19 protein-coding genes are annotated in these 23456 nt (G+C 66.7%); 12 read left to right on the plus strand and 7 right to left on the minus strand.

Going from position 1 to position 23456, the window contains the following annotated elements:
• Window positions 1-32: 32 nt before the first annotated feature.
• Window positions 33-983: a LysR family transcriptional regulator gene (locus tag LDO54_RS17420; protein ID WP_224011933.1), complete on the minus strand. Its 951-nt coding sequence runs from the start codon at window positions 981-983 to the stop codon at window positions 33-35.
• A 184-nt stretch (window positions 984-1167) separates the two neighbouring features.
• Here LDO54_RS17420 and LDO54_RS17425 point away from each other — a divergent pair, with 184 nt between their 5' ends.
• The 3 genes from LDO54_RS17425 (at window position 1168) to LDO54_RS17435 (ending at window position 4872) form a co-directional block, all read left to right on the plus strand.
• Window positions 1168-2487 (plus strand): MFS transporter, encoded by a 1320-nt coding sequence (locus tag LDO54_RS17425; protein WP_224011934.1) that lies wholly within the window; start codon window positions 1168-1170, stop codon window positions 2485-2487.
• Window positions 2488-2555: 68 nt separating this feature from the next.
• Window positions 2556-3830, plus strand: coding sequence for a Zn-dependent hydrolase (locus LDO54_RS17430; RefSeq protein ID WP_224011935.1), 1275 nt, complete (start codon window positions 2556-2558; stop codon window positions 3828-3830).
• A 13-nt stretch (window positions 3831-3843) separates the two neighbouring features.
• Window positions 3844-4872 (plus strand): histone deacetylase family protein, encoded by a 1029-nt coding sequence (locus tag LDO54_RS17435; RefSeq protein WP_224011936.1) that lies wholly within the window; start codon window positions 3844-3846, stop codon window positions 4870-4872.
• A gap of 118 nt (window positions 4873-4990) precedes the next feature.
• Here LDO54_RS17435 and LDO54_RS17440 read toward each other — a convergent pair whose 3' ends face one another.
• The 6 genes from LDO54_RS17440 to LDO54_RS17465 all read right to left on the minus strand — a co-directional run bounded on the left by LDO54_RS17440 (window position 4991) and on the right by LDO54_RS17465 (window position 12290).
• Window positions 4991-7357 (minus strand): bifunctional diguanylate cyclase/phosphodiesterase, encoded by a 2367-nt coding sequence (locus tag LDO54_RS17440; RefSeq protein ID WP_224011937.1) that lies wholly within the window; start codon window positions 7355-7357, stop codon window positions 4991-4993.
• Window positions 7358-7772: 415 nt separating this feature from the next.
• Window positions 7773-8696, minus strand: coding sequence for a PhzF family phenazine biosynthesis protein (locus LDO54_RS17445; protein ID WP_224011938.1), 924 nt, complete (start codon window positions 8694-8696; stop codon window positions 7773-7775).
• Between the two features lie 121 nt (window positions 8697-8817).
• Complete coding sequence (locus LDO54_RS17450) at window positions 8818-9282, minus strand: RidA family protein (protein ID WP_224011939.1); 465 nt, start codon at window positions 9280-9282, stop codon at window positions 8818-8820.
• Between the two features lie 44 nt (window positions 9283-9326).
• Complete coding sequence (locus LDO54_RS17455; RefSeq protein WP_224011940.1) at window positions 9327-10526, minus strand: PLP-dependent aminotransferase family protein; 1200 nt, start codon at window positions 10524-10526, stop codon at window positions 9327-9329.
• A 145-nt stretch (window positions 10527-10671) separates the two neighbouring features.
• On the minus strand, window positions 10672-11577 hold the full coding sequence (locus tag LDO54_RS17460) for a DMT family transporter (RefSeq protein WP_224011941.1): 906 nt from the start codon (window positions 11575-11577) through the stop codon (window positions 10672-10674).
• Window positions 11577-12290, minus strand: coding sequence for a VOC family protein (locus LDO54_RS17465; RefSeq protein WP_224011942.1), 714 nt, complete (start codon window positions 12288-12290; stop codon window positions 11577-11579). Before LDO54_RS17465 ends, LDO54_RS17460 begins: the two co-directional genes overlap by 1 nt.
• A 210-nt stretch (window positions 12291-12500) precedes the next feature.
• Between LDO54_RS17465 and LDO54_RS17470 the strand changes: the two genes are divergently transcribed.
• The 9 genes from LDO54_RS17470 (at window position 12501) to LDO54_RS17510 (ending at window position 23377) form a co-directional block, all read left to right on the plus strand.
• Window positions 12501-13985: a PLP-dependent aminotransferase family protein gene (locus tag LDO54_RS17470; RefSeq protein WP_224011943.1), complete on the plus strand. Its 1485-nt coding sequence runs from the start codon at window positions 12501-12503 to the stop codon at window positions 13983-13985.
• 117 nt (window positions 13986-14102) lie between these two features.
• On the plus strand, window positions 14103-16016 hold the full coding sequence (gene htpG / locus LDO54_RS17475) for a molecular chaperone HtpG (protein WP_224011944.1): 1914 nt from the start codon (window positions 14103-14105) through the stop codon (window positions 16014-16016).
• Window positions 16017-16160: 144 nt separating this feature from the next.
• Entirely contained in the window at window positions 16161-16856 is a 696-nt protein-coding gene (locus LDO54_RS17480; protein WP_224011945.1) for a chorismate--pyruvate lyase family protein, read from the plus strand.
• A gap of 18 nt (window positions 16857-16874) precedes the next feature.
• Window positions 16875-17426 carry a DNA-deoxyinosine glycosylase gene (locus LDO54_RS17485; RefSeq protein WP_224011946.1) on the plus strand — a complete coding sequence of 184 codons (552 nt, stop codon included), beginning with the start codon at window positions 16875-16877 and terminating at the stop codon, window positions 17424-17426.
• A gap of 119 nt (window positions 17427-17545) precedes the next feature.
• Window positions 17546-18127 (plus strand): energy transducer TonB, encoded by a 582-nt coding sequence (locus LDO54_RS17490; RefSeq protein WP_224011947.1) that lies wholly within the window; start codon window positions 17546-17548, stop codon window positions 18125-18127.
• A gap of 862 nt (window positions 18128-18989) precedes the next feature.
• Window positions 18990-19946 (plus strand): spermidine synthase, encoded by a 957-nt coding sequence (locus LDO54_RS17495; protein WP_436975612.1) that lies wholly within the window; start codon window positions 18990-18992, stop codon window positions 19944-19946.
• A 324-nt stretch (window positions 19947-20270) separates the two neighbouring features.
• Window positions 20271-20510 (plus strand): DUF3311 domain-containing protein, encoded by a 240-nt coding sequence (locus LDO54_RS17500; protein WP_224011948.1) that lies wholly within the window; start codon window positions 20271-20273, stop codon window positions 20508-20510.
• Window positions 20507-22057, plus strand: a complete 1551-nt coding sequence (gene mctP, locus LDO54_RS17505; protein ID WP_224011949.1) for a monocarboxylate uptake permease MctP — start codon at window positions 20507-20509, stop codon at window positions 22055-22057. Before LDO54_RS17500 ends, mctP begins: the two co-directional genes overlap by 4 nt.
• Window positions 22058-22216: 159 nt before the next feature.
• Window positions 22217-23377: an FUSC family protein gene (locus LDO54_RS17510; RefSeq protein WP_224011950.1), complete on the plus strand. Its 1161-nt coding sequence runs from the start codon at window positions 22217-22219 to the stop codon at window positions 23375-23377.
• Window positions 23378-23456 lie beyond the last annotated feature (79 nt).

The following is a 23456-nucleotide window of genomic DNA, read 5'->3' on the forward strand; positions in this document are numbered from 1 at the left end:
GGCGCGTCGCCGGGTCAAGTCTCCAGGACGGCTCAAAGACGCTCCGCGAGCGCATAACGCTGCATGCAGCGCTCCATCGCGCCGAAGAACGCTTCTTCGGCCGCATTCATCTTGCGGTCCCGATGCCACAGCAAGTGGATATCGACGTCCGCGAGACCTTCCTCCGGCGGCAGCCGCCATAAGCGCTGCTGCGCCAGATCGTCCTTCACCGCGTGCTCGGGCAGGCAGCCGATGCCGTAGCCCGCGAAGATCAGCCGCCGCACTTCGTCCAGACTCGGCGACGACGCCACGATCCGCCCCGTAAAGCCGCGCTGATCGCGAAACACCGTGAGCGGCGAGAGGCTGTCGCCGATCTGGTCGCTCGTGAACGACACGAAATTCTCCGCGAGCAGATCCTCCATCGTCAGTTGCGAGAGGCCGAACAGCCGGTGATGGCGGCCGCAGAAAATCGCGTAGCGCTGGCGCAGGAAGCAACGCATCTCCAGCTTGTCGACTGGCGTGCGGCACAGGCTCAGGCCCGCGGTCGCGGTCTTCTGCAACACCGACGAAATGATGTCCGACGAGCGCATCACCTCGATCTGCAGATCGATACGCGGATACGCGACGTGGAATTCCGCGAGGAATTCGTCGTAGACGCGCGACTCGATGCGGCTCACCGTGAGCAGGCGGATCGAGCCGGTGATATCGGCGGTGCGCTCGTCGAGTTCGGTTTCGAGCCGCGAGATGTTGCCGTAGATGTCGCTCGCGATCCGATAGACCTCTTCGCCGGCCTGGGTCGGCACGAACTGCGCGCCGCGCCGCTCGATGAGCTTGCGGCCGAGCGCGTCTTCGAGGCGCTTGAGCGCCTGGCTCACGGCGGGCTGGGTGACGTAGAGGCGCGCGGCGGCGCGGCTCAGGCTGCGCTCCTGCATGATCGCGAGGTAGGTGCGCAGCAGGTTCCAGTCGAGTCGGTCGTTCAGAAAACGGGTGGTGTCGGCGCGCATGGCGTCTCCGAAAGGCGGCGCGGCGGGGTTTTCCGCCGTAGGTATTAGCCAGATTTATGCGCTGAATAATAACGCGAAATTTGACTAATGATTTGTGGCCAGCGATAAAGCTTGCATGCGCGTTGCGTGCTGTCCGGCCTGGGAGCGACGCGCAAGACGATTAGCGCCTGAGGAGACTGACCAGATGACCACCCCGCAAACCACCGCCCGGCAACCGGTGCGCGCCGCCGCCGCGGCGTTCATCGGCACCATGATCGAGTGGTACGACTTCTACATTTACGCCACGGCCGCCGCGCTGGTGTTCGGCGAACTGTATTTCCCGTCCGAAGACCGCTTCGTGAGCACGATGGCCTCGTTCGCCACGTTTGCCGTGGGCTTCTTCGCGCGTCCGCTCGGCGGCCTGATCTTCGGCCACCTCGGCGACCGCATCGGCCGCAAGAAAGCGCTGATGACCACGCTGATGATGATGGGCGTGGCGACCGTCTGCGTCGGCCTGCTGCCGTCGTATGCGAAGGTCGGCGCGCTCGCGCCCGTGCTGCTCGTGCTGCTGCGCGTGGTGCAGGGCATCGCCGTGGGCGGCGAGTGGGGCGGCGCGGTGCTGATGGCGGGCGAACACGCGCCCGAAGGCCGCCGCACGTTCTTCGCGTCGTTCGCGCAGCTCGGCTCGCCCGCGGGCCTGATTCTCTCGCTGCTCGCGTTCCGCTCCGTCACGTCGCTCGACAAGGCCGACTTCCTCTCGTGGGGCTGGCGGCTGCCGTTCCTCGTCTCGGCCGTGCTGCTCGTGGTGGGCATCATGATCCGCCTGGGCGTGAACGAATCGCCCGAATTCGAGAAGCTCAAGAAGCAGCAACGCACCGTGAAGCTGCCGGTCGCCGAGGTGTTCAAGTCGGCGTGGGGCCTCGTGCTGCTGTGCATCGGCGCGAACACGATCGGCATCGCGGGCGTGTACTTCACGAACACCTTCATGATCGCGTACACGACGCAGTACGTCGGCATCACGCGTTCGATGATCCTCGACTGTCTGTTTATCGTCGCCTTCATCCAGTTCCTTTCGCAGCCGCTCGCCGCATGGCTCGCCGAGCGCATGGGCGGCGCGCGCTTCCTCAAGTGCGCGGCGGTCGCGGCGATGGTTTCGCCGTATCCGATGTTCGTGCTCGTGCAGACGGGCCGGGTCGTGCCGATGGTGATCGGCATCGCCATCGCGGTGGTCTGCATGGCGAGCTTCTATTCGGTGATCGCGGGCTTCGTCTCGGGCGTGTTCCCGACGCGCGTGCGCTACTCGGCGATCTCGCTCTCGTATCAGGTCTGCGGCGCGATCGCGGGCGGCCTGACGCCGCTCGTCGGCACCTGGCTCGCGCATCGCTACACGGGCCAGTGGTGGCCGCTGGCGGTGTTCTACACCTGCCTCGCGGGCGTCTCGCTGCTGTGCATCGTCGGGCTCGACGCGCGCCGCAGCCAGCACGCGCACGACGAGTCCGCCGCGAAGGCCGTGGGCTCGCATTGATGCGTGCGCATCAATGATTGTTGGACCGGATATCGACGTACCAGGCAGTCAATCGAGGAAATGAAGCGATGAAAGACAACCTCCTGCATATCGACGGCCCGCGCCTGTGGGCGAGCCTCACGGAGATGGCGAAAATCGGCGCGACGGCGGGCGGCGGCGTGCGCCGTCTCGCGCTCACGGAAGAAGACCGGCGCGGCCGCGAGCTGTTCGCGACGTGGTGCCGCGAGGCCGGCATGAGCGTGTGGACCGACGAAGTCGGCAACCTGTTCGCGCGCCGCGCGGGCACCGACGCGAACGCCGCGCCCGTGATGATGGGCAGCCATCTCGACACGCAGCCCGAAGGCGGGCGCTTCGACGGCGTGTACGGCGTGCTGGCCGCGCTCGAAGTGGTGCGCGCGCTCAACGACGCCGATATCGTCACCGACAAGCCCATCGAGATCTGCTCGTGGACCAACGAAGAGGGCGCGCGCTTCACGCCCGCGATGCTCGGCTCGGCGGTGTTCGCGGGCGCGATGACGCTCGACGACGCGCTCGCGCGCACCGACGCCGAAGGCGTGACGCTCGGCGCGGCGCTCGACGCGTGCGGCGCGCGCGGCACGCGTCCCGTACAGGGCGTGGCCGTCGACAGCTACTTCGAGGCGCATATCGAACAAGGTCCGATTCTGGAGGCGAACGGTACGACCATCGGCGTGGTGACGGGCGGCCAGGCGATCCGCTGGTTCGACGTGACGGTGACGGGCGTGGCCGCGCACGCGGGCACGACGCCGATGCGCTATCGCAAGGACGCCTTCTTCGGCGCGGCGCAGATGGCGCTGGAAATCGAGCGCGTGATGGCGCGCTACGCGCCGCTCGGCCTCGTGACGATCGGCCAGATCCAGGTCGCGAATTCGTCGCGCAACACCATCGCCGCGAATCTCACGTTCACCGTCGATCTGCGCCATCCCGACGATGCGCAGATCGATGCGATGGAGCGCGATCTGCGCGCCGTCTGCGCTTCGGCGGCGGCGGCGCGTGGGCTCGGCGCGCAGATCCAGCATTGCTGGACCAGCCCGGCGACGCCGTTCGACGCCGCGTGCGTGGGTCTCGTCGCCGAGGCCGTGGAGGCGCTTGGCTATCCTAACGAACGCATCGTGAGCGGCGCGGGCCACGACGCCATCCACCTCGCACGCTATTGCCCGACGGCGATGGTGTTCATCCCCTGCGTGGACGGCCTCTCGCACAACGAAGCCGAAGACGCGCTGCCCGAGGACGTGACCGCGGGCACCAACGTATTGCTCAACGCCGTGGCGGCGCGTGCCGGCGCGCGCGTACCGCAGGCCGCGAACGCCGAAGCCGACGCATGACGGAGAACGAACGATGAAAACCTGGTTTCACCCCGAACAGTTGCTGCACCATCCGCGTACCTATCTGTCGCGCGGCCAGATGCGCGAGCCGCAGGAAGTGCCCGAGCGCGCCGCGCGTCTCGTCGCCGCCGCGCATTCGCTCGGCTTCAGCGTGAGCGAGCCCGCCGATTTCGGCACCGCGCCGATCGCCGCCGTGCACGACATGAACTATCTGCGCTTCCTCGAAGAAGCGCACGCCGAATGGAAGCGCATGCCCGACGACTGGGGCGACGAGGTGATGTCGAACATCTACGTGCGCGACCCGAATCCGCTGCGCGGCGTGCTCGCGCAAGCGGCGCGTTATCTCGCCGACGGCAGCTGCCCGGTGGGCGCGAACACGTGGCGCGCGGCGTACTGGTCGGCGCAGAGCGCGCTGGCGGCGGCCGCGACGGTCAACGAGGGCGCGCGCGCGTCGTACGCGCTGTGCCGCCCGCCTGGCCATCACGCGCGCGCGGATGCGGCGGGCGGCTTCTGCTACCTGAACAACGCGGCGATCGCGGCGCAGTCGCTCAAGAGCCGCTTCAAGCGCGTGGCGATCCTCGATACCGACATGCACCACGGCCAGGGCGTGCAGGAAATTTTCTATGGCCGCGACGACGTGCTGTACATCTCGATCCACGGCGATCCGACCAACTTCTATCCGGTGGTCGCGGGCTATGAAGACGAGCGCGGCGCGGGCGAGGGCGAGGGCTACAACGTCAATCTGCCGATGCCGCATGGCGCGAGTGAAGAGGTGTTCTTCGAGCGCGTGGAGTCGGCGTTGCGCGTGCTGCGCCGTTTCCAGCCCGACGCGCTGGTGCTCGCGCTCGGCTTCGATATCTACAAGGACGATCCGCAGTCGAAGGTGGCCGTGAGCACCGAGGGCTTCGGCAAGCTCGGTGAAGCGATCGGCGCGCTCGGGTTGCCATCGGTGATCGTGCAGGAAGGTGGTTATCACCTTGAGAGTCTGGAGGACAATGCGCGGGCGTTCTTTGGCGGGTTTGGCGCGGAGCGTGCGCGCTGACGCAGGCCGCGCAGTTGAATGACGCGCGGCGCTCATGTTGAGCGTGCCGCGCGGAAAAACAAAAGGCGCACCCATCGAGGTGCGCCTTTTGCATTGATGGCGGTGCGCTAAGGTTTGATCAACGCGACTCCGAAGCGTCGCTCAGCCGCTCGTTGCGCTGCTCGTGCGCGCCCGAACCCGGCTGCGGAGCACCGCACACGCCGAAGCGCTCGATCAGCGCCGGCACGCCTTCCACGGGCACCGGCCGCGAGAACAGGAAACCCTGCGCCTCGATCGGACCGAGCGCCGCGAGCCACGCGATCTGCTCCTCGGTTTCGGTGCCTTCCACGACCACCGTGAGCCCCAGCGAGCGCGCGAGATTGACGATGGCCGACACCATCACGCAGACGCTGCGGTCGGCGGGAATCGCCTGCACGAACGAGCGGTCGACCTTGAGCGTGTCGACCGCGAAACGGTTCAGATACGACAGCGACGAATAACCCGTGCCGAAGTCGTCGAGCGCGACGCGCACGCCTAGGCGCTTGAGCGCGAAGATCTTCTCGGAGACGAGTTCCGGGTACTCCATCATCGCCGTCTCGGTGATTTCGAGTTCGAGCTTGTGCGCGGCGATGCCGGTCTCTTCGATCGCGTGCGAGATGGTCTCGTAGAGGTCGCCGCGCCAGAACTGCACGGCCGAAATATTGACGGCGAGCGACAGCGTTTCGTAGCCCTGCTGCTGCCACAGCGCGAGTTGCGCGCAGGCGGTGCGGATCACGAAGTCGCCGACCGGCACGATCAGGCCCGTCGATTCGGCCACCGGAATGAATTCGCTCGCGGGAATCAGCCCGTATTGCGGATGGTTCCAGCGCACCAGCGCCTCGAAGCCCGTGATGCAGCGGCGGCGCAAATCGATCTTCGGCTGATAGGCGAGGAACAACTGGCCTTCGGAGAGCGCCACGCGCAGTTGCTGCTCCCACTTCATCAGATGGTCGGCGCGATGCGCGAGCTGCGGCGAGTAGAAGCGGAAGCAGTTGCGGCCCGCTTCCTTGGCCGCGTACATCGCGAGGTCGGCCTTCTTGAGCAGGTCGATCTCGCTCTCGTGCGCGACCGCGTAGAGCGCGATGCCCGTGCTCGCGTGCAGCACGAACGCGCTGCCGCGCACGTCGAACGGATGCGTGAAGGCGGCGTTGGTGGTTTCGGCGAGCGTGCTCGCGCGCTTCTCGATGTCGTCGCCCTTGATGATGACGACGAACTCGTCGCCGCCGATGCGCGCGAGCGTGCCCGAGCCGCCCACGGCGTCGGCCAGACGCGCCGCGCTCATCTGCAGCACGATGTCGCCGGCGTTGTGGCCGAGCGTGTCGTTGACCGTCTTGAAGTTGTCGAGGTCGATAAAGAGAATCGCGAGACGCCCGAGGTTGCCCGGCTGCGAGACTTCGTGGCGCAGCCGCTGCAAGGTGGCGTAGCGGTTCGGCAGGCCGGTCAGCAGGTCGTACTGCACGAGTTGCGACATCTCGCGCTCGCGGCCCAGCAGCTTGCCGATCAGCCCCGTGGCCACGGCGAAGAACGACAGCATGGCGAGCGAGATGAACGTCGCCATCATCAGATAGACGTCGCGCGTGTGGTTGTAGTCGGCGAACTCCTCGGCTTGCGAGAGGCCGACCAGCACGCCGAGCGGATAGCCGTCGATATGGCGGTACGAGACGATGCGCGTCACGTGGTCGATCGGATCGACGTAGGTGCCCGAGACGTGTTCGGAAATCGGATAGACGCCGCTCGCCGAGAACGTGCCGTTCGCGCGTTCGGCGCTGCCGGTGCGGCGCGCGAGCACGGCGCCGGTGTCGGAGATCACGGCGATCACGCCTTCGCGGCCGATCGCGGCGTTGTTGTAGAAGTCGCTCGTGAAATAGCTCGGGTCTTCGGAGACCACCACCACGCCCGCGAACGAGCCGTCGGGATGATTGAGACGGCGCGTCATCTGCAAGGTCCAGTGACCCGAGACGCGCCCGAGCACCGGCTTGCTGATGAAAAGCTGATCGTCGTTCTCGTGCTCATGCACCTTGAAGTGCTCGCGGTCCGAGAGATCGATGGGCTTGGGATTCGGATCGGCGGTGTTGGCGACCAGCTTGCCGTGCTCGTCGATGATCGACACCTGCACGAGCGAGTCGCTCTGCACGACGCCTTTCTCGACCGTGGTCGCGAGATTGAAGCGCTCGGGCGTTTTCTCGAACTCGTACTTCACGAAGCGCGTGATCTGGTCGACCTGATGGATCGCCTTCACGGTGTGCTGTTCGAGCGCCGCCGAGAGAATCGCCGCGGAGGCGGCGGCCTCGCGCATGGTGGCGTCCTTCTCGACCGAAAGACGCGTGAAGATGACGGCCCACAACAGGATGAGCACCAGCACGCCGAGCAGGGGAATCGCGAGCAGCGTGCGCGGGCGTGTGTATGCCGGGCCCGTCGTGCCGCGCAGGCCCGGGTCGCGCGAGAACGGACGCCAGTTCGTGCTCATCGTGTGCGCCGCGGACGCGAGGGTGCCCGCCGCTGATGCGACGGCCGGGACGACGACAAGGCGCTCGGTTGAATCGGCGGCATCTATGCGGAACGGCGTGGAAGGAGCGCGGGACGCGCGGACATGGGCCAGCGGACGCAGCGATGCGTCCAATGTCTGGATCTTAATGGTTGGGGAATGATTAAGGAAGCGGTGCCCCCCCGGGTATACGCCAGTCGCTCGCACGAGACCGAAGCGCGTCATGTGCCGCGCATAGTTCACGCATGGCGCATAAGCTTGCGGGGCGCGGCTTGCCTATGCGCAGTGCGCGTGCCTGGTGCACGGGCCGAGTAAGTATTCGAAAGGCATGCCGGGGCGTTGCGCCCCGGCGGATTTGCGTCGAGTTTCGTGCGTGTGTGCGTGTGTGCGTGCGGCGTCAGGGCAGGGCGATCGTGCCGTCGATCACCGTGACCGACGCGCCGCCGATCCATATCTTGCCCGCCGCATCGTCGTAGTCGATCGACACGCGGCCGTCACGCCCCATCACGGTGCCTTGACGCACGGTGTAGCGGCTGCCCGGACGGCGCTGCTGCTGCGCGAGCAACAACGCGATCGCGGCATTGGCACTGCCGGTGACAGGGTCTTCGCCCTTGCCGAGACCGGTCATCAGGCAGCGCACCTCGAAGGTCGCGGGGCCGCCCGGCGCATGCGGGCCATAGGCCGCGAGGCCCTGCGCGCCGACGCCGGCCGCGACTTCCGCGAGCGCGGCGTAGTCGACGTCGAGCGCGAGCACGTCGTCCGCCGACGCGCAGCGCACCACGAGCCACGGCGCGCCGTTATTCACGCCACACGGCTGCGCGGAGAAGTCGATGGCGGTGCTGTCGCGCGCGATGCGCAGCGCGTCGCGCAATGCGTCGTACTGCGACTCGGCCAGCGGCGCGACGCTCGCGGGCGGCGCGGCGAAAGCCCAGGCGGCCGCGGCCTGCGTGTCCGGGGTGTCATTCGTGCGATCGGCGCGATCGGCCAGCTCGATCAGACCCGCCGCGCATTCCTGCACGAGCCGGCCCGGCGTCTTCGGTGCGCGGCCGCTGTCGAGAAATGCGTGCGCGCTGCCGAGCGTCGGATGGCCCGCGAAGGGCAGTTCGCCCTGCGTCGTGAAGATGCGCACGCGATAGTCGGCGCGCGCGTCGGTGGGCGCGAGCAGGAAGGCGGTTTCGGACAGATTGGTCCAGTGCGCGATGGCCTGCATCTGCGCGGTGTCGAGCGCATCGGCGTCGAACACGACGGCGAGCGGATTGCCCTTGAAGGGCTGCGACGTGAAGACGTCGACCTGTTTGAAGCGGACGCTGCGAAGAGTCATGGTCGGCAATATCGGAATGAAAACTCACGGCGAAAAAAAACCGCACCTTGCGGCGCGGCGGCTTATCGCGGCTGAATATCGCGGATGCGAGCCGGCGCAACCGGCTCGCGAAACACAGCGCTTACGCGACTTCGGCGATCAGCTCGATCTCGACGCACGCGCCGAGCGGAATCTGCGCGACGCCGAACGCCGAGCGCGCATGCTTGCCCTTCTCGCCGAACACATCGGCGACCAGTTCCGAAGCACCGTTCGTCACGATGTGCTGTTCCGTGAAGTCGAGCGTCGAGTTCACGAGGCTCATCAGCTTGACGATGCGCGTGACCTTGTTGAGGTCGCCCACGTGCGCGTGCAGCGTCGCCAGCAGGTCGATCGCGATCGAACGCGCGGCGGCCTTGCCTTCCTCGGTCGAGAGCGTGTCGCCGAGCTTGCCGGCCCAGACCTTGCCGTCCTTCTTCGCGATGTGGCCCGAGAGGTACACCGTGTTGCCGCTTTGCGCGCTCATCACGTAGGCCGCAGCGGGGGCGCCGGCGGTCGGCAGTTCGATGCCGAGTTCTTTGAGACGGTCGTAGACGTTGATGTCAGCCATGATCAGGAGTCCTTTTACGTTGAACGGGTGATGTGCGGTTCGGTTCAGATGCGTGCGCGGATCAGCGCGGCCAGCTTCGCCACGCCTTCTTCGATCTTCGCGGGCGGCACGGTCACGAACGACAGACGCAGCTTGTTACGCTGCGGTTCGCTCGCGAAAAACGGCGCGCCGGGCACGAAGGCCACATTCTGCGCGACCGCTTCTTCCAGCAACTTCATACTGTCGATCTGTTGCGGCAGCGTGACCCAGATGAACATGCCGCCTTCGGGGCGGTTCCAGCTCACGCCTTCCGGCATGTTGCGCGTGAGCGAATCGAGCATCGCTTCGCACTGGTCGCGATAGAGCGCGCGCACCTTCGGGATGTGCGTATCGAGGAAGCCGTTCTTCACGACTTCGTGGACGATGCGCTGCGTGAAGCTCGGCGTGTGCAGGTCGGTGGCCTGCTTGGCCTGCACCAGTTTGAAGTGCAGATCCTCGGGCGCGATGATGTAGCCCACGCGCAGGCCCGGGGCCAGCACCTTCGAGAACGAACCCAGATGCACGATGTGCTCGGGCGCCATCGAGTGGACCGTCGGCAGCGGCTCGCCCGCGTAGAGCAGCGCGCCATAGGGATCGTCCTCGATGACCGGGAACGGCGCGCGCTGCGCGAAGGCGGCCAGTGCCTGGCGGCGTTCGAGCGGCAGACGGCGGCCGGTCGGATTCTGGAAGTTCGGGATCGCGTAGAGCAGGCGCGCGCCGGCCGTCATCTCGGGCGTGAGACCGTCGATCACGAGACCCTTTTCGTCGGTCGGCACCTGCACGTAGTTGGGCTCGTAGAGCGAGAACGATTGCAGCGCGCCGAGGTAAGTCGGCGTTTCCACCAGCACCGGGCTGTCCGGCGAGATCAGCACCTTGCCGATCAGGTCGAGCGCCTGCTGCGAACCCGTGGTGATCAGCACCTGCGACGGACGCACTTTCACGCCGCCCACCGAGTGACGTTCGGCGACCCACTCGCGCAGCGGCATATAGCCTTCGGTCGCGCTGTACTGAAGCGCGCCCGACGGATCGTCGCGCAGGATGCGGTCGGCGGCGGCGCGCATCTCCTCGGCCGGGAAGCTGGCCGGCGCGGGCAGACCGCCGGCGAACGAAATGACTTCGGGCCGCTCGGTGACCTTGAGGATTTCGCGAATCGCCGAGCTGGTCAGCTTGATTGCACGCTCGGACAGTTGCCACGCGGGGGCGGCTTTGATATCGCTCTGGTCCATGGGGTCTCCTTATTGGGGTCGGGCGAGTGGATGCGGCTAGATGCCAGTCGATGCAAGTTCACGACGCAACGTCACGACGCAACTTCAGGGCGGCGCGCCAGACCGCTGCGCCGCCGGAAACCTTCGATTATGACGCGAATCCCGCTCAAGCGCGCGCGGGCGCGGGTGCGGTGCGGATGGCGGCGCGCCGGCCCAGCACGACGGTGGCGATCACGGCCGCCGCGTAGAGCCACGCCGATGCCGCGACCTGCTCGCCGAACACGAGCGCCGAGAACGCCATCGTGAAGAAAATCTGCAGCAGCTGGACCTGGCCGACGCGCGCCGTGCCGCCCATCGCGAGCCCCGCGTACCACGCAAAAAAGCCGAGGAACTGCGAGAACAGCGTGACGTAGCCGAACGCGAGCCAGGTCTTGAGCGCAACCGGCTCCGGGTGCGCGACATGGTGCGCCCACGCGAGCCAGCCGACCGGAATTGCCAGAAACGGCGCGGAGAGCACCAGCGCCCAGCAGATCACCTGCCAGCCGCCGAGCTGCCGCGCGAGGCGCGCGCCTTCGGCGTAACCGAGCGCGCCGATGCCGACCGCGACCAGCATCCACGCGTCGCCCGCGTGCAGCGCGCCGCCGCCCGCCTGGAGCGCGAACGCCACGACCAGCGCGCTGCCGATCAGCGCGCTGAGCCAGAACGCCTTCGACGGGCGTTCGTGCGAGAGCCACGCGGCGTAGATCGCCACCGCGAGCGGTTGCAGGCCGTTGACGATCGCGCCGTGCGAGGCGGGCACGCTTTTCATGGCCCACGCGGAAAACACCGGATACGCGACGATCACGCCCAGCGACACCACGGCGAGACTCTTGACCTGCGCCCAGTTGGGCCGCTTTTCGCGACGCGCCCAGAGCAGCAGGGCGGCGGGGACGGCGGCGGCGAGTGCGCGGCCGAGACCGTTGAGCAGGGGATGGAATTCGGCGACGACGATGCGCGTCATCGGCAGCGTCAGACTGAAGATCATGACGCCGACGAGGCCGAGCAGCATGCCCTGGGTTTCACGTGCTTTCATTATGCGGATTCGCGCTCGACAGATCGACGTGCGGGCGCGCCGAGCGATCGCGGTCCCGACGGGGTTTCGAAGTGCGCGACGAGCGCGGGGGAATCGGCTTCTTCGACCGTCATCAGCGCCGAGGCGCCGAGCCAGTCGAGTTGCGCGCGGATCGTGTCCGCCTGCGGGTGATAGCCGGTGAGCGAGGTGAGCGCGAGGCCGGTTTCGTCGAGCGATTGCGACGGATGGCGCGGCGTGTCCCACTGAATCAGCGAGGGCAGCACGCCGTCGCCGACGCCTTGCCACGCGGGAAACGCGCCGTCGAGCGGCACGCTCAATTGCCAGCTGAGGTTGCCGCGCGTCATCGGCACGAGATCGGCGATGCGCTGCGGATACTGGGCGCGCCAGCGTTCGAGGCTGCGCGGCGGTTCCACGCGCGCGACCCAATGCGAGAGGTACGGTCCCGCTTCGAGGCGTGCCTGCACGGCCGGATCGTCGAGCGCAAAGAGGCGCGCGCGGCCCTGGCCCGAAGCGCCGGCCGCCGGATCGACCGCGATCACTTCCAGATAGACGCCGCCCCACAGCCCGAGCAGGCGGTTGTGGGTGCGCATCAGCGGATGCGCGCCGCCGCCCGTGGGCGCGATGCCGAGCGTGTCCGCCACGTATTGCGTGCCTTCTTCCAGCGTGCGGGCGGAAACGACGAGATGATCGAGACGAAGCGGCGTGGCGGTCATGTGAATACAGTCGGGTACAGTCGAATACAGCCTGACGGACAGAAAAGTACAGCGGCGAGAACGGCGGGCAGTACGGATGAGTACAGTGAAACGGCGTGGGTGCCGTTCTACCGGATCCTTACCGGTACGCATGTGAATAAATTTACCGGTATGGCTGCGGACAGTAACGGTACAATCGCTCCGATAGTGTTCGGTACAGTTGGAGATCCCATGTCGTCCGTCCCCCTCGATCAGATTCCGGCGCCGCACGACGCGGCCACCCTCACGCTCGTCGACCAGCTCGTGCAGTGGGGCCGCCGCCGCATCGAGGAGCGCGTGTTCCGCCCCGGCATGCGCATGCCGTCGATCCGCAAGCTCGCGCTCGACAAGGGCGTGTCGCGCTTCACCGTGGTCGAGGCCTACGAGCGTCTCGTCGCGCAGGGTTATCTGGATTCGCGGCGCGGTTCGGGCTTCTACGTGCGCGAGCGCGTCGCCAGCCTCGCCGCCGTCACGCCGCTCGAACGGCGCGCGGGCGCAGAGGCGTCGCCGATGCCCACCGAGCCGCCCGCGCCGCCGACGCTCGACGTGGTCTGGCTGCTGCGCAACATGCTCCAGCAATCGACGCATCCAGAAAAAGGGCCGGGTCTGGGCTATTTCCCCGCGCGCTGGCTCGACGGCGAACTGATCGCGGGCGCGATGCGCTCGCTCGGCCGCAGCAGCGGCACACAACTGCTGGGCTTCGGCTCGCCGCAAGGCTTCCTGCCGCTGCGCCAGCAGTTGCAGACGCGCATGGCCGAACTCGAAATCGGCGCCACGCCCGAACAGATCGTGCTGGTCTCCGGCATCACCCAGGCGATCGACCTGCTCGCGCGCATCTACGTGCAGCCAGGCGACACCGTCGTGGTCGGCGACCCGGCGTGGTTCCAGATGTTCGGCCGCTTCGCCTCGCAGGGCGCGCGGCTCGTCGGCATGCCGTACACGCCCGAAGGCCCGGATCTCGACGCGCTCGAAGCGCTGGTCGAAACCTGGCGGCCCAGGATGCTCGTCATCAATTCGGTGCTGCAAAATCCCACCGGCACCTCGCTGACGGCGGCCCAGGCGTTCCGCATTCTGCGGCTCGCGGAGCAGTACGATTTCATCGTCGTCGAGGACGATGTCTACGGCGATCTGTGTCCCACCGGCTATCCGGCCACGCGGCTCGCGAGCCTCGACCAGCTACGCCGCGTGATCTATCTCGGCAGCTTTTCGAAGACGCTCGCGCCGAATCTGCGTGTGGGTTTCGTCGCGGCGTCGCCCGAGGTGACACAGGCCGTCGCGGACCAGAAAATGCTGGTCGGCATGACGAGCCCCGAAATCAACGAGCGCGTGCTGTACCGCGTGCTCACCGAAGGTCACTACCGCCGCCACGTGGAGCGCCTGCGCGCGCGGCTCGACACCGTGCGCGACAAGGCCGCGCGCATGCTGGAGCGCACCGGTTGCAGGCTGTTCACCGCGCCCGGCGCGGGCATGTTCCTGTGGGCCGACACCGGCGTGGACGCCGACGCGCTCACGGCCGCGGGCCACGAGGCGGGCTTCCTGCTGACGCCGGGCAGCCTGTTCTCGCCCCATCAGTCGCCGACCACGTGGATGCGCTTCAACATCGCGAACTGCGGCGACCCCGACTTGCCCGTGTTCCTCTCCAGGTATCTGGACGGCGTGGCGCGGCGGGGGGCTTGAAACGGGGGCCGCGCATCCCCACTTATGCGCGCATTACGCCGCGAGCCGCCCGTTTGCGCTCGCGGCTCTGAAATCAACGCATTGCAACGCAATTACAACGAACGAGGACTCTCGAACATGGCACAAGAAACCATGAGCTTCCAGGCGGAAGTGAAACAGCTTCTGCACCTGATGATCCATTCGCTGTACAGCAACAAGGAAATCTTCCTGCGCGAGCTGATCTCGAACGCCTCGGACGCCGCCGACAAGCTGCGCTTCGAAGCGATCGAAAACAGCGCGCTTTATGAAAGCGATCCGAACCTGCGCATCCGCGTGAGTTACGACAAGGCCGCGCGCACCGTCACGCTCGAAGACAACGGCATCGGCATGAGCCACGACGAAGCCGTCGCGAACCTCGGCACGATCGCGCGCTCGGGCACCAAGGAATTCTTCGGCAAGCTCTCGGGCGACCAGAAGAAGGACGCGGCGCTGATCGGCCAGTTCGGCGTGGGCTTCTACTCGGGCTTCATCGTCGCCGACAAGATCACCGTGGAAAGCCGCCGCGCGGGCCTGCCCGCGAGCGAAGGCGTGCGCTGGGAAAGCGCGGGCGAGGGCGAGTTCTCGGTCGACAAGATCGAGCGCGCGCAACGCGGCACCACGATCACGCTGCATCTGCGCGAAGGCGAGGACGAACTGCTCTCGTCGCACAAGCTCAAGAGCATCATCCAGAAGTACTCGGATCACGTCGGCCTGCCGATCGAAATGAAGGCCGAGGAATGGGACGCCGAAAAGAGCGAGATGGTCACGAAGGACGAGTTCGAGACCATCAACCAGGCGAGCGCGCTGTGGACGCGTTCCAAGAGCGAGATCAGCGACGAGCAGTATCAGCAGTTCTATCAACATCTCGCGCACGATCACGAGAATCCGCTCGCGTGGACGCATAACCGCGTCGAAGGCCGCAGCGAATACACGCAGCTGCTCTACGTGCCCGCGCGCGCGCCGTTCGATATGTGGAACCGCGATCACAAGAGCGGCCTGAAGCTCTACGTGAAGCGCGTCTTCATCATGGACGACGCCGAGCAGCTGCTGCCGAACTATCTGCGCTTCGTGAAGGGCGTGGTCGATTCGGCGGACCTGCCGCTGAACGTCTCGCGCGAAATCCTCCAGGAAAGCCGCGACGTGAAGGCGATTCGCGACGGCGTGACCAAGCGCGTGCTGTCGATGCTCGAAGAACTCGCGAACGCGCAAACCGACGCCGAAGCGAAGGACGAGGACAAGGCGAAGTACGCCGGCTTCTGGAGCGAGTTCGGCCAGGTGCTCAAGGAAGGCGTGGGCGAAGATCACGCGAACAAGGACCGCATCGCGAAGCTGTTGCGTTTTGCGTCGACGCACAACGACACGGCGGAGCAAAGCGTCTCGCTCGCCGACTACGTCGCGCGCATGAAGCCCGAGCAGTCGAAGATCTACTACGTGACCGCCGATACGTGGCAGGCCGCGAAGAACAGCCCGCACCTCGAAGTGTTCCGCAAGAAGGGCGTGGAAGTGCTGCTGCTGACGGAGCGCGTCGACGAATGGATGCTGTCGTTCCTGAACGACTTCGACGGCAAGCCGCTCGCGAGCGTGGCGCGCGGCGACCTCGACCTGGGCACGCTCAACGACGAGGAAAAGCAGCAGCAGGAGAAGGTGAGCGAGGAGCTCAAGCCGCTCGTCGAGCAGATGAAGGAAGCGCTCAAGGACAAGGCCAAGGACGTGCGTCTGACGTTCCGCCTGACCGATTCGCCGTCGTGCCTCGTGGCCGACGACAACGACATGAGCGGTTACCTCCAGCGCATGCTGAAGGCCGCGGGCCAGCAGGCGCCGCTGATGCAGCCGATTCTCGAAGTGAATCCCGAGCATCCGCTCGTCAAGGCGCTGCGTGCCGATAACGCGAATTTCGCGGACTGGTGCCATCTGCTGTTCGATCAGGCGATGCTGGCCGAAGGCGGTGCGCTGGAAGATCCGGCGAGTTTCGTGAAGCGCACGAATGCGCTGTTGCTGGCGAAGGCGGGCTAAAGCGCGGATTGTTTTTCACGCTGTTTTGAAACCCCTCGCGGTGTCGTGCCGCGAGGGGTTTTTGTTTGTGCGCGCGTGTTCACGTGCTGCGCCGCGTTGTCCGGCTGGCGGCAAATCGAAAACCCCGCAGCCTATAATCGCCCCATGCCCATCCGATTCGATGCCGCCGACGCGCACTGGCGCGTCGCGCCCCTCGCGGCCTTCAGCGCCGCCCAGAAAGACTGGCTCACGCGCGGCGGTTCGCTGACCGCGCATTTGCGCACGCTCGGTCAGGTTCAGGTGCGCGTGACGCGCGAAGCCGTCGATAGGCCCTGGTCCGACGAATGCGCCGCGCTCGGCCTCGCGCCGCGCGAGCGCGCATGGGTGCGCGAGATCGTGCTCGAAGTCGATGGCGTGCCGTTCGTGGCCGCGCATAGCGCGACGCCGCTCGATGCGAGTCACGGCGTCTGGCAGGCGATGCGCCGCTTGCGCACGCGGCCGCTTGCCGAACTGCTTTACAGCGATAGCGGCGTGGCGCGTTCGGCGCTCGTGAGCCGCCGCGTGAGCGCGCGGCATCCGCTGCATGCGCTTGCCGCGCGCGAGATCCGTGCGATTGACGCGGCCCGCGCGCACGCGCCGCATGGGTTCGTCGCGCGGCGGTCGGTGTTCGAGCGTCACGGCAAGCCGCTGCTCGTCACCGAATGCATGCTGCCCGCGCTGTGGGCGTACCTTGCCGATTCGGCTGGCGAGGCGCAGCGGGCGCAACCCGCGCACTCGGCCCGCGAGCGCGGCCCGCTCGGGCATACGGCGTCGCGTGCGCATCAAGCCGCAAATCACGCGACAAACCCCGCGCCGCGCTAAACCGCGTCCGCATCGCCCATGTCCTTCAAACGCTGCTTCCCGCCCGTCGTCGATGCGCACACGCGCGTGCTGATTCTCGGCAGCCTGCCGGGCGAGGCGTCGCTCGCGCATCAGCAGTATTACGCGCACAAGCAGAACAAATTCTGGGCGCTGGTGGGCGAGGTGATCGGCGCGGACCTCGTCGCGATGGATTACGACGCGCGTTTGCAGGCGCTGCGCGCGCATCGTGTCGGACTGTGGGACGTGGTCGCCGAGGCGCGCCGCGAAGGCAGTCTCGACGCGGCGATCCGCGACCACGCCAGTAACGATCTCATCACGCTGATCGGGAGCCTGCCCGCGCTCGAAGCGATCGCGTTCAATGGCGGCACGGCGGCGCGCATCGGCGAGCGCATTCTGGGCGCGCACGCGCCGCGCCTCGCGATTCTGCATTTGCCGTCGAGCAGTCCGGCGTATGCGTCGATGAACTTCGCCGCGAAACTCGTGGCGTGGCGCGCGATCGGCGCGTTCGCGGGCGAGCCGGACGATGCGCCGCGTCGCGGGGCGTCCGTGCGGGCGAAAGGGCTCGCGTAAGGGGCATGCGTAACGGGCGCGCGTCCAGGTACGCGTAAGCGCGCCGCAATCTCGCCGCGTTAGCATGCTCTCGCGCACGCCGAGGTGCGCCATCGTCATCGATGGGACACGAGACCACAATGAACAAGAAACGCCTGCTCCTGATCGCTTTTCCCTGCATGCTCGCGCTGGCCGCCTGCGCCTCCGACGACCCGGACGTCGCCGGTCCGCAGGTGCATCCGTCGCCCGAAGCCGTCATGAACCGCTGTCTCGCGTCGGTCGCCGAAACCGGCGCGCCCGTGCCCACCGAAGCCACGCTGGACGCGCGGCAATGGGAGCGCTACGTGAACTGCAAGCTCGGCGGCAATATGTTTGCGAATCCGAAGAAAGTGTCGGTGGAAACCGAAGCCGTGGTGTCGATCCGCGCGACGCCCGATGGCCGCATTCTCTCCGTGAAGCTGCTGCATTCGAGCGGCAATGCCGATTACGACGCGGTCGTCGAGCGCGCCATCGACGTGGCTTCGCCTTTGCCGCCGGTGCCGCCCGCGCTGCGCATCGCGCGCATCGACCTGCATTTTCATCCGGTGCGCGTGAATCCGCTCGCGTTGCAGACGGGCTCGCCCGCGATTGGCGGGATGAACGTGGGCGTTGGGATCAGCGATCAGAGTCATTGGCGCGCCGAGCACTGCAATATCGTGAACGGTGTGAGCGCGTGCGACTGAGTGTTGACTGAGCTTTTTGCGCCGCTTTTTCAGGTGTTTTTTGTGGCGTGAAGGCCGCGTCGTTGCCGTCTAATTGCAGTGCGATCCGCGGCGAATGCTATGCTCTCGATCGCCCGCGCAGTCGCGCTGCAAATGTGTTGTAGCCGCGACTGCTTTTGCTCCTTCCAAGCATCGCATTTTCCACATGACGACTCTGATCAAGCGCGCTTCGGCCGAGGCCCGCGCATTCAACAAGACCGACGCCGCCGAGACCGCGCCGACGACCGGCACGACCCCGGAAACCGAAGCGCCGAAGCAGATCGACGCAGCGCCGCAAGCCGAAGCGCCGGTGCAGGCAGCGGCACCGGCCGAAGCCGAAACCGCAGCGGCGGTCGTGGCGGAAGCGGCAGCGCCGGCAGCTCCGGCAGCGGTTGAAGCCGCGCCGGCAGCCGTGGTGGCTGAGGCAGCGCCCGCGGAAGTCGAAGCGCCGAAGCAGGCCGCAGCGAAGCCGGCTGCCAAGCCCGCCGCGAAGCGCGCAGCGAAGCCGGCCGCGAAGCCGGTCGCCAAGTCGGAAGCGAAGCCTGTCGCAGAAACTGCGGCGAAACCGGCTGTGAAGGCGGAAGCGAAGCCTGCCGCGAAGGCGGAAGCGAAGCCCGCAGTCAAGGCCGAAGCCAAGCCCGCGACGAAGGCAGCAGCGAAGCCCGCAGCGAAGAAGGCCGAAGCCAAGCCCGCAGCAAAGGCAGAAGTTAAGCCCGCAGCAAAGGCAGAAGTTAAGCCCGCAGCAAAGGCAGAAGCCAAGCCCGCAGCAAAGGCAGAAACCAAGCCCGCAGCAAAGGCAGAAACCAAGCCCGCAGCAAAGGCAGAAACCAAGCCCGCCGCACGCGTGAAGCGCGCGCCGGCCGCTGCCGCAGCGGTGGTTGAAGCATCGGCAGCGAGCACGACGACCGAAAAGCCGACGAAGGCCGCCAAGCCTCTCAAGGCAGCCAAAGCCGCCAAGTCCACCAAGCTCGCGCGCCGCGCCGCGCTGGCCGCGGAAGAACTCGAACACGCACCGGTCATCGAAAAACCGCGCAAGCCGCGCTTCGCGCCGGTCACGTTCTCGGAAGAGAGCGGCGTGCGCTACCTGCACTTCGGCACCGAATGGGTGCAGGGCGCGATGCGTCTGTCGAAGCCGCAGCACATCGAACTCGAATACGCGCAGCAGATGATGTCCTGGCTGCTGTTCATCGCCACGCCCGCGCGCATCGTGCAACTCGGTCTGGGCGCCGCGGCGCTGACGAAGTTCGCGCATCGCTATCTGCGTCCCGCGAAGGTCGAGGCGATCGAGCTGAATCCGGCGGTCGTGGTCGCCGCGCGCACGATGTTCGATCTGCCGATGGACGACGCGCGTCTCGCCGTGCGCGAACTCGACGCCTGGGACTTCGTGCAGGACCGCGCGAACCACGGCACGATCGGCGCGCTGCAGATCGACATTTACGATGCGACCGCACGCGGTCCGGTGCTCGACAGCGTGGCGTTCTACCGCGCCGCGCGCGCCTGCCTCGCGGATGCGGGCGTCGCCACGATCAACCTGTTCGGCGATCATCCGAGCTACGTGCGCAACATGAAGCGCCTGAAGGAAGCCTTCGACGGCCGCGTGATCGCGCTGCCCGAAGTGCATGACGGCAACCGCGTCGCGCTGGCGTTCTCGGGTCCGGCGCTCGACGTGAGCTGGGAGGCGCTCGACAAGCGCGCGCGTCTGCTCGAAAGCAAGCTCGGCCTGCCCGCGCACCAGTGGGTCAAGTCGCTGCGCGCGGCCTGCAAGGAAATCGGCAAGGAAGGCGAAACGTTCGCCATCTGAGTCTGACTTCCCGTCGCGCCTGCGTGGCGCGCCGCGAGACGAACCGGCCTTCGGGCCGGTTTTTTTTCGTCCGTCGTTTTTACCGGCTTTCGGATGGCTGACGATTTCGAATCCGAAACGATTCGAAGCGCATGCGCAGCGCGCCTTTACAGCATGGCCGGGGTTGGGGTCCGCCCCGGCTTGACCCGCTATCGGGGCCTCGCTACTCTTTTCAGCGCTTTCGGGGACCTTGCGAGGCACGAGCTCGCGGGCCATCGGCCGTCTCGGCGGCCGTACAGGCGGTGCACCGACGCCGCATAACAACATAAGTGAGGAGGAGACGTCATGGCTCACGACGCCGACGCCGCAAAAGCCAGCAAGCACTGGCTCTGGCTGTTGCTCTTGCCCTGGATCGCGATGATCTGGGTGCCGTCGTACAACAAGGTCGAACCCACGTTGTGGGACTTCCCGTTCTTCTACTGGTATCAGCTCCTCTGGGTGCTGATCAGCGCGGTCATCACCGCGCTCGTCTATCACAAGACCAAGGACCGCTCGAAGCGCGGCAACGCGGGAGGCGCGCAATGAACGTCACCGCAACCTTCGTCTTCGTGCTGTTTTTCATCGGCGTGACGATCATCGGCTTCCTGGCCGCGCACTGGCGCAAGGGCGATCTCGCGCATCTCGACGAATGGGGTCTCGGCGGCCGCCGCTTCGGCACCATCGTCACGTGGTTCCTGCTCGGCGGCGACCTCTACACGGCGTACACCTTCGTGGCCGTGCCCGCACTCGTGTTCGGCGCGGGCGCAACGGGTTTCTTCGCGCTGCCGTACACGATCCTGATCTATCCGTTCGCGTTCGTGGTGTTCCCGAAGCTCTGGGCCATCGCCAAGCGCCATCACTACGTGACGTCCGCCGACTTCGTGAGCGCGCGCTACGGCAGCCGCATGCTCGCGCTCGCCATCGCGGTCACGGGTATCGTCGCGACGATGCCGTATATCGCGCTGCAACTGGTGGGCATCGAAGTGGTGATCGGCGCGCTGGGTTTCGACACGACGGGCTTTGTCGGCGACCTGCCGCTCATCATCGCGTTCGCGATTCTCGCGGCCTACACCTACACCTCGGGGCTGCGCGCACCGGCGATGATCGCGGTCGTGAAGGACATCCTGATCTACGTGACCATCGCGGTGGCGATCATCGTGATTCCGGCGCAGATGGGCGGCTTCGGCCATATCTTCGCCTCGGTGCCGCCGGCCAAGCTGCTGCTCAAGGCGCCGGACGCGTCGAGCCTGAACGGCTATAGCGCCTACGCGACGCTCGCGGTGGGATCGGCGCTCGCGCTGTTCCTGTATCCGCACTCGATCACGGCGGTGCTGTCGTCGTCGTCGGGCAACACCATCCGCCGCAACATGGCGATGCTGCCCGCGTACTCGCTCGTGCTCGGCCTGCTCGCGCTGCTCGGCTACATGGCGCTCGCCTCGGGCGTGAAGGACATGCCGGAATTCGCGCCGTACTTCAAGGCCTTCGGTCCGAACTTCGCGGTGCCGGCGCTGTTCCTGCACTTCTTCCCGTCGTGGTTCGTGGGCGTGGCGTTCGCGGCGATCGGCATCGGCGCGCTGGTGCCCGCGGCGATCATGTCGATCGCGGCCGCCAACCTCTACACGCGCAACATCCACAAGGAGTTCATCAACCGCAACATGAGCAACGAGCAGGAAACCAACATCGCCAAGCTGGTTTCGCTGATCGTGAAAGTGGGCGCGGTGGCGTTCATTCTCGGGCTGCCGCTCACGTACGCAATCCAGTTGCAACTGCTCGGCGGCATCTGGATCATCCAGACGCTGCCCGCGATCGTGCTCGGTCTCTACACGCGCATGCTCGACTGGCGCGGCCTGCTGATCGGCTGGGCGGTCGGTATCGGCACCGGCACGTGGATGGCGATCTCGCTGCACCTCAAGGGCTCGATCTTCGTCGTGCATCTGTTCGGCATGGACGTGCCGGGCTACGCGGCGGTGTGGTCGCTGATCGTGAACCTCGTGGTGGCGGTGGTGGTGTCGGTGCTCGTGCATCTGTTCGGGATGCAGAAGGGCGAGGACCGTACGCGCCCCGAAGACTATCTCGACGTGGTCGAAAGCTGATTCGAACGCTGACCCGCGCGGCGCGTTCAGGCGCGCCCGCCGGTCGAATAACACGCATGCCCGCGCCGGAGACGGTTGCGGGCATGTGTTTTTCTGGTGCACGATGTTCGCTGCGAGCTGTCATACCGACGGCTCTCATCCGAATATCCTGTGCGCACCATGAACTCGTCCGAACATCGATCCGCTCATTCTGCTCACCCCGCCGCCGTGCCGCGCCGACGCGCCCGCTCGCGCGCCGCGCGTGTCTGGCGTGCGCTCACGTCGCCGTTCTATCGCTATCGCAATGCGGCGCTCATTCACGCCGTGCGCGTGGGGCTCGCGATGCTCACGTCGATTCTCGCCACCACGGGCATCAACATTCCGCACGGCATCTGGGCCTCGGTCACGCTGCTGGTGGTGATCGGCGGGCTCCAGCATCACGGCAACATCCGCAAGAAGGCTGCGGAACGCGCGCTGGGCACGCTGCTCGGCGCGCTCATCGGGCTCACGCTGATCGTCGTGCAAGCGGTTACGGGCTCGTCGTGGCTCACGTATTCGCTGATGTCGATCGTCGCGGCCGTGTGCAGCTATTACGCGATCGGCAAGCCTGGCTACGTGGCGCTGCTCACGGCGATCACGATGTGCATCGTCGCGGGCCACGGCGACAATCTGATCGACACCGGCCTCTGGCGCACGCTCAACGTGATGATCGGCATCGTGATCGCGCTGGCGTTTTCGTTCGCGCTGCCGCTGCACGCGACCTATTCGTGGCGCTACCGGCTCGCCGATAGCCTGCGCGAATGCGCGCGCGTCTACACGCAGATTGTGAGCGGCGTGCACGTGGACAGCGACGAGCAGATCGAAATCTTCCGCCGCCTCAACCAGCGTCTCGTGCAGCTGCGTTCGCTGATGCCTTCGGTGGCGAAGGAGATCGACGTGCCGGCGGCGCGGCTCGAACAGATCCAGCGTCAGCATCGCGCGATCCTCAGCTCGCTGGAGATGATGGCGACGGGGCTCGGGCGCTACGAACAGCAGCTCGTGCGCGTGGCGTTCGCGCAGCGCAGCGCGCAAGTGCGCGAGGCCTTGCTGGCGACGGCGCGGGCGCTGCGTTTCGGCGGCGCTCGGCATCCCGAGGCGGCTGCGCGGGCCTTGCGCGTGCCGTCGCTCGAAAGCGCGCAGGCGCTGGCGGCGGAGCCCGCCGCGCCGCTCGCGCCGGACATGCAGGGGCCGTACTGGCTGGGTTTGCGATTCGAGGAGCAGGTCGCGCAACTGCGGTCCCTGTTGCTGGAGACCGAGCCGCGCTGGAACATCGAGCGCGCGCACCTGCACCGGATGGTGTGAGGCGCGCGGCGGGTGGGAAGCCGCTTTGCGGCGATTCAAGCGGGCTTAAGCGGGCCTAGGCGGGATTAAGCGAGCCTAA

Origin of the sequence: Paraburkholderia tropica (assembly GCF_914484835.1) — a bacterium.
Classification (GTDB): Bacteria; Pseudomonadota; Gammaproteobacteria; order Burkholderiales; family Burkholderiaceae; genus Paraburkholderia; species Paraburkholderia tropica_A.

What these genes read in the sequence shown, in the direction of transcription:
- LDO54_RS17420 (WP_224011933.1), bottom strand. Translation starts at nt 983, where the DNA reads ATGCGCGCCGACACCACCCGTTTTCTGAACGACCGACTCGACTGGAAC.
- LDO54_RS17425 (WP_224011934.1), top strand. Translation starts at nt 1,168, where the DNA reads ATGACCACCCCGCAAACCACCGCCCGGCAACCGGTGCGCGCCGCCGCC.
- LDO54_RS17430 (WP_224011935.1), top strand. Translation starts at nt 2,556, where the DNA reads ATGAAAGACAACCTCCTGCATATCGACGGCCCGCGCCTGTGGGCGAGC.
- LDO54_RS17435 (WP_224011936.1), top strand. Translation starts at nt 3,844, where the DNA reads ATGAAAACCTGGTTTCACCCCGAACAGTTGCTGCACCATCCGCGTACC.
- LDO54_RS17440 (WP_224011937.1), bottom strand. Translation starts at nt 7,357, where the DNA reads ATGAGCACGAACTGGCGTCCGTTCTCGCGCGACCCGGGCCTGCGCGGC.
- LDO54_RS17445 (WP_224011938.1), bottom strand. Translation starts at nt 8,696, where the DNA reads ATGACTCTTCGCAGCGTCCGCTTCAAACAGGTCGACGTCTTCACGTCG.
- LDO54_RS17450 (WP_224011939.1), bottom strand. Translation starts at nt 9,282, where the DNA reads ATGGCTGACATCAACGTCTACGACCGTCTCAAAGAACTCGGCATCGAA.
- LDO54_RS17455 (WP_224011940.1), bottom strand. Translation starts at nt 10,526, where the DNA reads ATGGACCAGAGCGATATCAAAGCCGCCCCCGCGTGGCAACTGTCCGAG.
- LDO54_RS17460 (WP_224011941.1), bottom strand. Translation starts at nt 11,577, where the DNA reads ATGAAAGCACGTGAAACCCAGGGCATGCTGCTCGGCCTCGTCGGCGTC.
- LDO54_RS17465 (WP_224011942.1), bottom strand. Translation starts at nt 12,290, where the DNA reads ATGACCGCCACGCCGCTTCGTCTCGATCATCTCGTCGTTTCCGCCCGC.
- LDO54_RS17470 (WP_224011943.1), top strand. Translation starts at nt 12,501, where the DNA reads ATGTCGTCCGTCCCCCTCGATCAGATTCCGGCGCCGCACGACGCGGCC.
- htpG (WP_224011944.1), top strand. Translation starts at nt 14,103, where the DNA reads ATGGCACAAGAAACCATGAGCTTCCAGGCGGAAGTGAAACAGCTTCTG.
- LDO54_RS17480 (WP_224011945.1), top strand. Translation starts at nt 16,161, where the DNA reads ATGCCCATCCGATTCGATGCCGCCGACGCGCACTGGCGCGTCGCGCCC.
- LDO54_RS17485 (WP_224011946.1), top strand. Translation starts at nt 16,875, where the DNA reads ATGTCCTTCAAACGCTGCTTCCCGCCCGTCGTCGATGCGCACACGCGC.
- LDO54_RS17490 (WP_224011947.1), top strand. Translation starts at nt 17,546, where the DNA reads ATGAACAAGAAACGCCTGCTCCTGATCGCTTTTCCCTGCATGCTCGCG.
- LDO54_RS17500 (WP_224011948.1), top strand. Translation starts at nt 20,271, where the DNA reads ATGGCTCACGACGCCGACGCCGCAAAAGCCAGCAAGCACTGGCTCTGG.
- mctP (WP_224011949.1), top strand. Translation starts at nt 20,507, where the DNA reads ATGAACGTCACCGCAACCTTCGTCTTCGTGCTGTTTTTCATCGGCGTG.
- LDO54_RS17510 (WP_224011950.1), top strand. Translation starts at nt 22,217, where the DNA reads ATGAACTCGTCCGAACATCGATCCGCTCATTCTGCTCACCCCGCCGCC.